Consider the following 12,533-nt stretch of genomic DNA (forward strand, 5'->3'; position numbering starts at 1 on the left):
GCATCCTCATGCCAGCCCGGCTTTCCTGCGCCAAAAATGGGGGACAGCAATGCCACGCAAGATCATCATCGACACCGATCCCGGTCAGGACGACGCCGTGGCCATCCTGCTGGCGCTGGCAAGCCCCGAACTTGAGGTGCTGGCCCTGACGGCGGTCGCGGGCAACGTGCCGCTGGACCTGACACAACGCAATGCGCGCATCATCAGCCAGATTGCGGGGCGCACCGATCTGCCGGTCTACGCAGGCTGCGACCGTCCGCTGGCACGTCCGCTGGTGACGGCGGAACATGTCCACGGCAAATCCGGTCTGGACGGGATCGAGCTTTTCGAACCCGAGATGCCGCTGGCCTCTGGCCATGCGGTCGATTTCATCATCGACACGCTGCGCCGCGAACCCGCCGGCACGGTAACACTGGTGCCGATCGGGCCGCTGACAAATATCGCCACCGCCTTCCAGCGCGCGCCGGACATCGTGCCGCGTGTGCAGGAAATCGTGCTGATGGGCGGCGCCTATTTCGAAGTGGGCAACATCACCCCCGCCGCCGAGTTCAACATCTATGTCGATCCCGAGGCGGCAAAGCTGGTTTTTGCCAGCGGTGCGCCTCTGACCGTCGTGCCGCTTGACGTGACCCACAAGGCGTTGACCAACCGCGACTGGATCGAGACGATGCGCGCAAGCGGTCCCATTGGCCGCGCGGTTGCAAGCTGGACCGATTTCTTCGAACGCTACGACCGCGAGAAATACGGCAGCCAGGGCGCGCCGCTGCATGACCCCTGCACCATCGGCTGGCTGCTGCGACCCGAGCTGTTCTCGGGCCGGCACATCAATGTCGAGATCGAGACGCAGGGTGAATTCACGCTTGGCATGACCGTCGCCGACTGGTGGCGCGTGACCGGACGCGAGGCGAATGCCATGTTCCTGCGCGACATCGACCGGGACGGACTTTTCGCGCTGCTGACCGAACGCATCACGGCACTGGACGCGCGGCTGCGCTAGGCGACCCGGATCAGGGCGCTGCGGGTGCGGGGGTTTCCCCCGTCGGTGCGGGTTCGGCCTTTTCCGGGCCTGCGCCGATTTCCGTATTCAGCCGCTCGATCATGATCTGCGTCACATCCGCCGACTGGGCCGAGACGAATATCGCCCGCTGATCCAGCACGACGACCGCCCCACGTTCTTGCATCAACTGCGCCAGAACGGGCAAGGCCGCGCGGAAAAACGCCGCGCGCTCGGCATCCGCGCCGCTTTGCAGATCGCGGGTGACGGCATCGCGTTCGCGCCGCACCTCGACCACGCGCTTGTCGAATTCATCGGCGCGCTGGCGAAACTCCTCGGGGGACAAGGCGCCGCGCAGATTGGTCAGCTCCTGCTCCTCGGCGGCGAACTGGCTGGCAAGACGGTCGTTCTCGGCGGCGACCTGACGGCCGCGCTGTTCCAAATCGGCCTGAACACGCTGCCCCCACGCCGAGCCCATGAACAGGCCTTCCTGATCAATCGTCATAATCTGGGGATAGGCTTGGCCCGACTGACCCGGTGTTTCGACCACCAAAGGCTGGTTCGCCCCACCGTTGCCCGAAGGCTGGCCCGTTTGCGGGGCGGGCTGCACCTGAATGCGGTCCGGCGACGGGGCGGCGGGCTGCTGTTCCTGCGCCGCCAGCGGCAAGGCTCCGGTCAGAAGCCCCGCCACCGCCCCGGCGATCCTGGCCCGACGCATCAGAACTGCGTCGAGATGGTCAGGTCAAAGGGTTGCTCTTCGTCGTAATCCTCTTTCTGGAGAGCTTTCGCGAAGTTGAAGCGCAGCGGCCCGATGGGCGTGGTCCAGAACAGCGACGCCCCGATCGAGGCGCGGACATGCATTCCCTGATCGACCTCGACACCATTGGCGCCCGCCGTATCGTCCAGCCCCCAGACCGAGCCGATATCGGCAAACAGACCGCCCTTGATGCCGTATTCCTCGGGCAGGCCCAGCGGGAATTGTGCTTCGGTGCGCAGCGCCCAGAAATAGTTGCCGCCAAGCGCATCTTCGTTCGGGGCTTCAAGATCGCGCGGGCCATAGCCGTTCGGTTCAAACCCGCGGATCTTGCCGTTGCCGGAATAGCGGTTCAGGAACCGGCTGTTCTGATCGTTCAGCATATGCACCGCGCCCGCCTCGAATTCGGCCAGCAAGGTGACGCTTTCGCGCCATGCACGGCTTTCAACGCCCGCATATAGGTTGCTGGTGACGGATTCGACATCACCGCCGACGCCCGCGAAATCCTGACCAAAGCGGAAACGATAGCTGGTCAGCGGATCAAGCCCGGCAACGCGGCTGTCATAGCTATAGGTATAGCCGATGGCCGAGGTGAAATAGCCACCCTGTTCGCGGTAAAGGATGGGCGACGAGCCGACGAGTTCGCTGCTTTCTTCATCCAGATGAATTTCTTCCACATCGAACAGCGTATCCTTGCTGAGCTTGTAGCGCAGCTCCAGACGGCCATTGTCCGAAATCGGGAATTCCATCGCGGTCAGCAGTCCGACCGAACGGGTGTTGTAATCCGAATTCAGCCGGTCGGTCGTGTTATACCAGACCTGCGCCCGTGCCTTCAGATCGCGGCCAAGGAAATAAGGTTCGATAAAGGTCAGGCCCGAGGATTGCGAACCCGAACCCGTGGCAAAGGACAGGTTCACTTCCTGCCCGCGACCAAGGAAGTTCTTTTCGTTCAGCGACAGGTTGAAACCCACGCCAGACGACACGCCGTAGCTGGCACCAAAGCTAAGGCTGCCGGTCGGCTGTTCTTCGACGTTCACGTCAACGACGACCTGATCGCCGGTCGTGCCGGGGCGGCTTTCGGCCTGCACATCGGCAAAGTAACCCAGCGCGCGCAGACGCTCGGCCGAGTTGCGGATTTCGCGCGGGTTGAAGGGGTCGCCTTCGACGGTCGCGAATTGGCGACGGATCACCTCGTCCAGCGTCGTGGTGTTGCCTTCGATGTCGATGCGTTCGACAAAGACGCGCTGGCCGCGCGTCAGGGCAAAGGTCAGATCCAGCGTCTGACCGCGCGGATTGCGGGTGACGCGCGGCTCGATATTGACGAAGTTCAGGCCCTTGCGGATCGCAAGCTGCTCCATCCGGCGGATGGTCGTGTCGATGGTGGCGGGGTTGTAGACCTGCCCCTGACGAACCCGGTTCTGCGCCTCGAAATCAGCCGCATCGACACCGGGAATTTCGCTGATCGTGCTGACATTGCCAAAGGTATAGCGCGGGCCTTCCTGGATCTGGAAGGTGATATAGAACGCATCGCGCGCCTGCGCGACTTCGGGTGCCACGGCCTGCACCTTGAAATCGGCATAGCCGCGCGACCGATAGAAATCGGTCAGCAGCTTTTCATCGACCGGCAGACGCTCGGGCGCGAAGGTGTCACGGCGGATGAAATTGCGCAGCAGACCCGCCTGCTTGGTCTGCAGGACGTTGCGCAGGCGCTGGTCGGAAAACGCACGGTTGCCGACGAAACCGATGCGCTCGATTTCGGTCAGATCGCCTTCGCGGATTTCAAAGACCAGATCGACGCGGTTGCCGCTGCGGCGGATGATCTTGGGATCGACGCGGGCGGCAAGGCGTCCCTGTCCGGCATATGCCTGACTGATCGCGGCGGCATCCGCCTCGGCCTGCGCGGGTGAATAGACGCGGCGCGGCTGGGATTTGACGATCTCGTTCAGGTTCTCGTCCTTGAGACGGCGGTTCCCTTCGAACGCGATGACGTTGACCGTGGGATATTCCGCCACGCGCACGACCAGCGTGCCCGCCGAGGGCACGACCTCGACCGTTTCGAACAGGCCCGAATTCTGCAGACGTTGCAGGGCAGCGTTCAGTTCGCCCCCCGACACGTCGCGCCCGCGCGGAATGTCCAGATAGGTCAGGATGGTCTGCGGTTCGATCCGCTGATTACCCTCGATCCGCACGTTGTTGAAGACATAGGCCGAAGCAGCGCCGGGGATCATGGCCGCAGGACCTGCAACTGCCAGCGCCGAGATCAGCGCAAGAGCGCCTTTGCCGAGTTTCCTGTTCGTCATCCGCCCCTCGCGCGTGTATTGCCTGTGCGCGGGTTGATCCCGCCCGAATTGCCGAATGGATACCGCGAAGCAGGCGGAACTGTCAAAAGGCAACGCCCTGTTATGGGCAGAAAAGATCGTTGGTGAGGCCAAAGACCATCAGCGAAAGCACCGCAGCCATTCCCAGCGCGGACAGGATGTCCAGCACGCGGTCCGACGGACGCCGCCCGGCCACCGCCTCATAGGCGTAAAACATCAGGTGTCCGCCATCCAGAACCGGGACCGGCAAAAGGTTCAGAAAGCCGATCGCCGCCGACAGAACCGCGATCCACCAGATGAAATCGCTGCCCCCTGCCGAGGCCGCCTGCCCCGTGCTTTCCGCGATGCTGATTGCCCCGCCCAGATTGCAAGTGCCGATCTGTCCGGTGATCATGGCCCAAAGCCCTGATACCGACGAGGCGATGATGTCCCATGTCCGGCCTGCGCCGATGCCGACCGCCTCGATCGGGCCGACGTTGCGGGTTGCGGGATCGAAGAACGTGCCGCCGCCGGTCACGCCGATCATCCAGCGCTTTTCATAGCCGGTCGCGGTCGGCAAATCCTGCTCGCGCGGCGCAAGGGTGTAATCGGCCTCGCCCTCGCCCTCGCGCCAGACGCGCAGGATGACCGGACGGCCTTCGGCTTTGGTGACCTGTTCGCGCAATTCGTCGAAGCGCGAAACCGGCTGGCCTTCGATTGCAGTGATCACATCGCCCGCGCGCAGACCTGCCGACGCCGCGGGGCTGCGCGGCGCAACCCCGGTGATCAGCGCGGGCATCGGGCCGGGGCCGGGCACCGTCAGCTCTGCCCCGTCGCGGCGGACGGTCCAGTCATGGACGGGTTTCGGCGGCAGCTTTTCTGCCGCAGCGCCCAGATCCTGCCATGTGGTCACAGGCGTGCCGTCGATGGCAAGGATGCGGTCGCCGGGTTGCAGCCCCATCTGCATCCCAGGCGGGATGGCGTGCAACGCGCCCACCTCGGGCTCATCAGCGGGCAGGCCTTGCCAGATTGCCATGCCGCCAAAGACCAGGATCGACAGGATGAAATTGAAGATCGGACCCGCGGCCACTGTGGCAAAGCGCGCCCACAGCGGCGCACCGGGCAGGCTGGCGCGGCTTTGCGCCGGATCGACCGCGACGCCCGAACCCGCGCTGGCCGCGTTCGCATCGCCCAGAAAGCGGACATAGCCGCCCAGCGGGATCGCAGCCAACTGCCAAAGCGTGCCGTGCCGGTCCCTGCGTGAAATCAGGCGCGGACCGAAGCCCAGCGAAAACACCTCGGCCTTGATGCCCGATAGGCGACCGATGATGTAATGGCCGTATTCATGCACGGTCACGATGATCGACAGCGCCAGCACAAAGGCGCAGATCGTCCACAGGAACCCACCGATTTCCGCGATCATCGCCATCACGCCGCCCCCGCCTTGCTGGCCGCGAGCCTGCGCGCAAGCCCGTCCCATTCCAGCACCGTCGCCAGATCGGCGGGGCTTTGACCAAAGCCCTCCTCACGCGAAGCGTCCGTCAGTGCGCGTTCGACCGCAGGTGCCATATCCATAAAACCGATGCGCCCGGCGATGAAATCGTCCAGCGCCTGTTCCTTGGCCGCGTTCAGAACGGCCCCCGCCGCGCCGCCTGCCAAGATCACATCGCGCGCAAGACGCAAGGCGGGCCAGCGAATTTCATCGGGCGCGAAAAATGTCAGGCTGCCAAGCGCGGCCAGATCCAGCGCGGGCACCGGCAAAGGCTGGCGTTGTGGCCAGTTCAACGCATAGCCAATGGCATGGCGCATGTCGGGCGCACCAAGATGTGCGATACTGCCGCCGTCGCGGTGGCTGACCATCGCGTGAATGATGGACTGCGGATGAACCAGCACCCTGATGCGGTTAACATCTATTCCAAAGAATTCATGCGTTTCAATGACTTCAAGCGCTTTATTGAACATGCTGGCGCTGTCGATGGTGATGCGTTGGCCCATGGCCCAGTTCGGATGCGACGACGCCTCGGCCACGGTGGCGCGCGCCAGCCGCTCCAGCGGCCAATCGCGGAACGCGCCGCCGGATGCCGTGATGGTTACCGCCTCGACACATTCCAGGTTTTCAGCTTGAAGTGATTGAAATATAGCGGAATGTTCAGAATCCACTGGCAGGATGGTGGCGCGGTTCGCCTGTGCCAGCCCCATGACCAGACGCCCTGCGGCGACAAGGCTTTCCTTGTTCGCCAGCGCCAGTGTTCCGCCGCGCTTCAGAACCTCGACCCCCGGCGGCAGGCCGGCCGCGCCGATGATCGCGGATAGCGTCCAGTCGGCAGGACGCGATGCGGCCTCGGCAATGGCCTCTGGCCCCGCTGCAGCTTCGATCCCGCTGCCAGCAAGGGCGGCGCGCAATTCGGGCAGCTTTTCCGGCAAGGCGGTGACGGCGATCTCCGCACGAAGCGCAATCGCCATCTGGGCAAGTCGGGCGACATTCGCCGCGCCCGTCAGCGCGACCGTGCGATAGGCACCGGGCCCACCCGCCCGCATCAGCAGGTCAAATGCACTTTCGCCGATAGAGCCAGTGGCCCCCAGCACGGATACGCTGCGCATGGTCACTCTAGCCTCCGATTACGGGCAACAGATGGACCAGCATCAGGATCAGCGCAAGCAGAAGCGCGCCGCACATCGCATCGAAACGGTCCATCGCGCCGCCATGACCGGGGATCAGCGCGGAACTGTCCTTGGCCCCGACCCGGCGTTTCAGCCAGCTTTCGGCGATGTCACCGAATTGGCCAGCAATCGCCAGCGCCGGACCGATCAGCAGGACACTCCACGGTGCTTCTCCGGTCAGCAGCAGCCCGACCGCAAGAAAAAAGGCACCGCCCCAACCGGCCAAGGTCCCGCTCCATGTCTTTTTCGGGCTGATCGAGGGCCAGAACTTGCGTCCGCCCAGCTTGCGCCCGACGAAATAGCCCAGAACATCCGATTGCACGACCGTCGCCACAATCCAGAACACGGTGGGCAGCCCCATCGCCTCGCGCATGGCAACCAGCGCATATGCGGCACCAAGGATCGACACGGTGAACAGCACATAGCCCACGCGTTCATGCGAATGCGTGCCGGATAGACCCGCGATGATCGGCACCAGCATAAGCAGCAGCGGCCAGTCGCCCGGCAGGACCAGCATCGCCAGCAGGACCAGACCCGAAAGCGTGCCGATCAGCACCGGATGGCGCGGGCTGTGAAATTCAGGATGCCGCCACGCGGTCAGCCGGGCCAGTTCCCACATCATCAACCCGGCAATCAACGATACACCAAGGCGCATCCACATGCCGGACGACAAAAGCAGGATAATCCCCAGCACCAGCAACAGGGCACCCCAACCGAACCGCTTGCGCAGATCGGCCCATTTGCCCGGTTTGAGCTTGTCGCGGAACCGCTTTCTTGGAAGCGCGGGGTCCGTCATGCGCCGCCGAACCGCCGTTCGCGCAGCCCGTATCGGTCAAGGATCTGCGCCATATGCTCGGGCGTGAAATCGGGCCAGAGCGTCGGCGTGAATTCATATTCCGAATAGGCTGCCTGAAACGGCAGAAAGTTCGATGTCCGCGTCTCGCCCGAGGTGCGGATCACCAGATCGGGGTCGGGATGGCCCGCAGTATCAAGGCAGCTTGCAAAGTCTGCCTCGGTCGGGACGGTGATCTCGCCCTTGGTGACGCGTTCGGCCAGACGGCGCGCGGCGCGGGCGATTTCATCGCGACCGCCATAGTTGATGGCGACGGTCAGATTTAGCCGGGTATTGCCTGCCGTCCGCGCCTCGATCCCCGCCATCAGGCGTTGCAGGCGGTCATCCAGACGCTCACGCGCACCGATGAAGCGCATCCGCACGCCTTCGGCGGCCATGCCATCGGCCTCCCGCTCGATATAGCGGGCAAAGATCGCCATGAGGCCAAGCACTTCCTCGGTCGTGCGCTTCCAGTTCTCGGTCGAGAAGGCGTAAAGGGTCAGCCAGTTCACGCCCATATCGGGACAGGCGCGAACGATTTGCTTGACGCGCTCGGCACCCTTGCGGTGCCCGACAAGCCGCGGCCAGCCCTTGTTGACGGCCCAGCGACCGTTGCCATCCATGATGATGGCAACGTGCCGTGGCCTTGAATCCGGCGCGCCGGAACGGGAAAGGCTGGCTGCGGGATCGGCCATGTGCATTCAGACCTGCATGATCTCGGCTTGTTTCGATTCTAGCGCCTGATCCACGGCAGCGATCGACTTGTCGGTCAATTCCTGCACCGAGCTTTCCCAGAATTTCTGGTCGTCTTCGGACATGCCGGCGGATTTGGCTTTTTTGATCTGGTCCATGCCGTCGCGGCGCACGTTGCGGATCGCAACGCGGGCGTGTTCGGCATATTGCGCGGCGACGCGGGTCAGATCGCGGCGGCGCTCTTCGTTCAGTTCGGGAATCGGCAGCATGATGATGGTGCCGTTCAGCTGCGGGTTGATGCCCAGCCCCGAATCGCGGATGGCTTTTTCTGCCTTGCCGACCAACGCCTTGTCCCAGACGTTGATCGTGACCATACGGGGTTCGGGCACGTTCACCGTGCCGATCTGGTTGATCGGCGTGGGCGAGCCATAGGCATCGACCATGATCGGCTCGACCATGCTGGCCGAGGCGCGGCCCGTCCGCAGCGACGCGAATTCATGGCGCAGGGATTCCATTGCGCCTTTCATGCGGCGTTCCAGGTCGTCGGTGTCGATCTCGATCTCGTCGGACATGCTCGATCATGGCCTCTATGCTGTGGTTTTCTGCGCTTTTAGCCGAGAGACACCGACAAGGCAAAGCCTATGCGGGGATTTTAGCCATGCACCCGCGTATAAGTGCCCTGCCCGGCCAGAATCCCACGGAAACCACCCGGTTCGTCCAGCGAAAACACGATGATCGGCAGATCGTTATCGCGCGCCAGCGCAATGGCCGAGGCATCCATGACACCCAGATGCTTTTGCAGCACCTCATCATAGGTCACGGTGTCATAGCGCTTCGCGTCATCGTGTTTTTTGGGGTCTTTGTCATAGACGCCATCGACCTTGGTGCCTTTGAAGATCGCTTCGCAATTCATCTCATTGGCGCGCAGCGTTGCTGCGGTGTCGGTGGTGAAATACGGGTTGCCGGTGCCCGCTGCGAAAATGCAGACGCGCTTTTTCTCAAGGTGGCGGACGGCGCGGCGGCGGATATAGGGTTCGGCCACTTCGTCCATGCGGATCGCGCTGATGACGCGAGTGTGGATGCCCAGCTGTTCCAGCGCGGCCTGCATCCCCAGCGCGTTCATCACGGTCGCCAGCATCCCCATATAGTCGGCCGTCGCCCGCTCCATCCCCTGCGCGCTGCCCTGCAAGCCGCGGAAAATATTGCCGCCGCCGATGACCATGCAGATCTCGACGCCCATGTCGTGGACAGACTTCACCTCATTGGCGATGCGCGAGACGGTCGGCGGATGCAGGCCATAGCCTTGATCCCCCATCAGGGCCTCGCCCGAAATCTTCAGCAGCACGCGCGAGTATTTTCCGGCTTGCGGGTTTAGTTCGGACATCCAGGGGAACCTTTCACAGGGGTTTTCATCGCGGGGCAAAATGTCGCAAATACTGACCATGTTCAACAGCCGCAGAATGCACGCAAATTGAGGCAAGGTCACGACATAGCTGCGACAGTTCCACAAGATCGGCATGTGCTGATCGCGGGACCGACCGCAAGCGGAAAATCCGCACTGGCCCTTAGGCTTGCACAAAGTCAGGGCGGCGTGATCGTCAATGCCGACGCCTTGCAGGTCTGGTCCTGCTGGCGCGTCATTTCCGCCCGCCCCCCGACCGAGGAGGAGGCGCTGGCCCCGCATCGGCTATACGGCCATCTGCCGCCCGGCACGCCTTATTCCGTGGGGGCATGGCTGGCCGAGGTCCAGGAATTGCTGGCCACGGGCGCACGGCTGATCGTCGTCGGCGGCACCGGCCTTTACCTGCACGCCCTGTCAAACGGGCTGGCCGTGATTCCACCGACCCCTGATGCGATCCGCGCCGAGGGGAACGCCTTTCTTGCATCGGAAAACGGGCTTGAGCGGATGGTCGCCGAGCTGGACGCCGCCACCCGTGATCGCATCGATCTGCGAAATCCCGCCCGCGTCCAGCGCGCGTGGGAGGTGCTGCGCACCACCGGACGCGGCATCACCGCATGGCAGGCAGATACCCCGCCGCCGCTGATTCCCCCGCAGGCCAGTGAACGGATCGTGCTGACCAGCGACCGCGACTGGCTGGCCGAACGGATCGAACGGCGCTTCGGGCTGATGATGGAACAGGGCGCGCTTGACGAAGTGCGCGCCATGTTGCCGCAATGGGATCCGCAGGCGCTGTGGGCACGGGCGATCGGCGCGCCCGAACTGATCGCGCATCTGCGCGGGGAATGCAAATTGGACGAGGCCGTCGAACGCGCGATCATCGCCACGCGGCAATACGCCAAGTCGCAGCGCATCTTCTTTCGGGGCCGAATGCGCGACTGGCGACAAGAGCGCGTGGATCTTGCTGCGTGAAAGCAACATATTAATCCTTTTGCAACTTTAGCGCGTTAACAGCGTTCGGTAACCAACCAATGGTGAGCTACCCTTGGCTTACCCGAACGTGAGAATCGCGGTATGAGTGAGAACCTGCGCCACCTGCACCAACTTCGTCCACGGCATGACGATGATGCCGTGCGGGAACGGTTGGCACAGGCGTCGATTACGGCGGGTGTGATTCTTGAACCCTCGGAACAGGATCCGCGCCGGTTCACGGCGCCGGGAACGACGGATCGTGTGGCGGATGAAGCGCAGGTAACGATGGCCCCGCCCACGACGCCATCCCGCCTGCCACGCTCGGCTCCGGGGGATGGGCTGCGGCTGGTGCCGCTAGCCGCATTCCATTGGGGCGGTGCGCCGCGTGGCAGGTTTGGCGGACGCAGCGCCACCATCGCGCCAAGGGTGCGCGGCGATCACATCCTGATCTATGTGGCACAAGGCACACTGGGCGTGGACCTGCCCGGCCTGCGACATCCGGTATCCGACGGGCGTATCGCCTTTATCCCAGCAGGCACGGCATTTTCCATGCAACCGCCCGAGGAAGTGCAGGGCTGCGCGCTGATGATACCGCCACATCTTGCGCACGGTCTGCCCGTGGAACTGCCGCACAGCTTCCAATCTGGCCTGCCCGACCCCGCAGATCACGCATTGCTGGACCCGGCGCTGCGTGCATTGGGTGCAGGCAGTCCGCGCAACGCAGTCGAAGCCAGCGCCACCAGCTTTCAGCTTGGCCTGCTGGCGGTCGCGCTGTCGCGGTTGGTCCACGGCTCGGCGGCGCAACAGGCGCTAAGTCATCGCATCACCGAAGCCCGCCCACTGACCGAACGATTTCTGGCGCTGGCGGGGGCAAATCTGGCGCAGGAACACACCATGTCAGAGCTTGCCCGCGATCTGGGCTGCACATTGGCGCATCTGGACCGAGCCTGCCTGCAAAGCCGGGGTAAAACCGCGCTGGAACTGCTTTACCGGCTGCGGCTGGAACGGGCGGTGGGCCTGCTACGCGACACGACGACGCCCATCGAACAGATTGCCCGCAGCCTTGGCTTCAGCAGCGTCGGCCATTTCATGCGTGCATTCGCCTCGGCCACCGGCCGCTCTCCCGAAGCATTCCGAGAGATCGGTCGGGGCGGCGAAGAACAGATTTAGATGTCGTCTTCGGCTTCGGGCTCCGCCGCGTCGTCACGGCCACGGAAGCCCTGCGCCACCACGAATTTTTCCGACGAATCCGAGCGGCTGGCAGGCGGCTTCACATTCGCAACCTTGCGGAAATTGCGTTTCAGCATCGCCTGCATCTCGCTCTCGGCCCCGCCTGCCAGAACCTTGGCAACGAAGGTGCCGCCTGGTTCCAGCACGTCAAAGGCAAAGTCCAATGCCGCCTCGATCAGGGCTACGATGCGCAGGTGATCCGTGCCCTTGTGCCCCGACGACGCGGCAGCCATGTCGGACATCACCACATCGGCGCGACCGCCCAGCCATGCCTTGACCTGATCGTCCGCACCCTCGGACAGGAAATCAAGCTGATGCAACTCGGCCCCGGCGATCGGATCGATTTCCTGCAGATCGACGCCCAGCACACGACCGACTTTCTTGCCGGACTTTTCACCCAAGGCGTTGACGCGGCCCACGGCGACCTGACACCAGCCGCCCGGTGCACAACCCAGATCGACCACCCGCGCCCCCGGCACCAGAAAGCGGTATTTGTCATCCAGTTCAAGGATCTTGAAAGCCGCGCGCCCACGATAGCCTTCGCGCTTGGCCCGCGCGACATAGGGGTCGTTCAATTGCCGTTCCAACCATAGCGTGCTGGAAAGCCTGCGCCCCTTGGCCGATTTCACGCGCACCCGCAGATCGCGCTGCCCGCGGCCAGAACTCTTACGCTCGCCGCCCGGTTTCTTGCCGTCACTCAT

The 12,533-nt window shown here is 63.7% G+C and carries 12 protein-coding genes; 3 read left to right on the forward strand and 9 right to left on the reverse strand.

The annotated features are described in order from the left end of the window. The first annotated feature begins 49 nt into the window (after nt 1–49). Entirely contained in the window at nt 50–997 is a 948-nt protein-coding gene (locus tag FN835_RS05005; RefSeq protein ID WP_142662097.1) for a nucleoside hydrolase, read from the forward strand. A gap of 10 nt (nt 998–1,007) precedes the next feature. On the opposite strand, the gene FN835_RS05010 is transcribed toward FN835_RS05005, so the two are convergent. The 8 genes from FN835_RS05010 to pyrH form a co-directional block, all read right to left on the reverse strand. Further along, nucleotides 1,008–1,712 carry an OmpH/Skp family outer membrane protein gene (locus FN835_RS05010; RefSeq protein ID WP_142662098.1) on the reverse strand — a complete coding sequence of 235 codons (705 nt, stop codon included), beginning with the start codon at nt 1,710–1,712 and terminating at the stop codon, nt 1,008–1,010. Beyond that, the gene (bamA, locus tag FN835_RS05015) at nt 1,712–4,048 is read right to left on the reverse strand and encodes an outer membrane protein assembly factor BamA (RefSeq protein ID WP_142662099.1); all 2,337 of its coding nucleotides are present in this window, start codon (nt 4,046–4,048) and stop codon (nt 1,712–1,714) included. The genes FN835_RS05010 and bamA overlap by 1 nt, the downstream gene beginning before the upstream one ends. A gap of 100 nt (nt 4,049–4,148) precedes the next feature. Then, nucleotides 4,149–5,474, reverse strand: coding sequence for an RIP metalloprotease RseP (rseP, locus tag FN835_RS05020; protein WP_142662100.1), 1,326 nt, complete (start codon nt 5,472–5,474; stop codon nt 4,149–4,151). Next, entirely contained in the window at nt 5,474–6,646 is a 1,173-nt protein-coding gene (gene dxr, locus FN835_RS05025) for a 1-deoxy-D-xylulose-5-phosphate reductoisomerase (protein WP_142662219.1), read from the reverse strand. Before dxr ends, rseP begins: the two co-directional genes overlap by 1 nt. Before the next feature lie 7 nt (nt 6,647–6,653). Next, nucleotides 6,654–7,502 (reverse strand): phosphatidate cytidylyltransferase, encoded by an 849-nt coding sequence (locus FN835_RS05030; RefSeq protein WP_142662101.1) that lies wholly within the window; start codon nt 7,500–7,502, stop codon nt 6,654–6,656. After that, nucleotides 7,499–8,233, reverse strand: a complete 735-nt coding sequence (gene uppS / locus FN835_RS05035; RefSeq protein ID WP_142662102.1) for a polyprenyl diphosphate synthase — start codon at nt 8,231–8,233, stop codon at nt 7,499–7,501. Before uppS ends, FN835_RS05030 begins: the two co-directional genes overlap by 4 nt. Nucleotides 8,234–8,239: 6 nt before the next feature. Next, nucleotides 8,240–8,803, reverse strand: a complete 564-nt coding sequence (gene frr / locus FN835_RS05040; RefSeq protein WP_142662103.1) for a ribosome recycling factor — start codon at nt 8,801–8,803, stop codon at nt 8,240–8,242. An 80-nt stretch (nt 8,804–8,883) separates the two neighbouring features. Then, the gene (pyrH, locus tag FN835_RS05045; protein ID WP_142662104.1) at nt 8,884–9,615 is read right to left on the reverse strand and encodes a UMP kinase; all 732 of its coding nucleotides are present in this window, start codon (nt 9,613–9,615) and stop codon (nt 8,884–8,886) included. An 87-nt stretch (nt 9,616–9,702) separates the two neighbouring features. Here pyrH and miaA point away from each other — a divergent pair, with 87 nt between their 5' ends. Both miaA and FN835_RS05055 read left to right on the forward strand, forming a co-directional pair. After that, nucleotides 9,703–10,602 (forward strand): tRNA (adenosine(37)-N6)-dimethylallyltransferase MiaA, encoded by a 900-nt coding sequence (gene miaA, locus FN835_RS05050; RefSeq protein ID WP_142662105.1) that lies wholly within the window; start codon nt 9,703–9,705, stop codon nt 10,600–10,602. Between the two features lie 102 nt (nt 10,603–10,704). Then, nucleotides 10,705–11,772 carry a helix-turn-helix domain-containing protein gene (locus tag FN835_RS05055; protein ID WP_142662106.1) on the forward strand — a complete coding sequence of 356 codons (1,068 nt, stop codon included), beginning with the start codon at nt 10,705–10,707 and terminating at the stop codon, nt 11,770–11,772. Here FN835_RS05055 and FN835_RS05060 read toward each other — a convergent pair. After that, the gene (locus FN835_RS05060; RefSeq protein WP_142662107.1) at nt 11,769–12,533 is read right to left on the reverse strand and encodes an RlmE family RNA methyltransferase; all 765 of its coding nucleotides are present in this window, start codon (nt 12,531–12,533) and stop codon (nt 11,769–11,771) included. The two genes, FN835_RS05055 and FN835_RS05060, sit on opposite strands and share 4 nt — an antisense overlap.

Source organism: Paracoccus laeviglucosivorans (assembly GCF_900182695.1).
Lineage (GTDB): Bacteria > Pseudomonadota > Alphaproteobacteria > Rhodobacterales > Rhodobacteraceae > Paracoccus > Paracoccus laeviglucosivorans.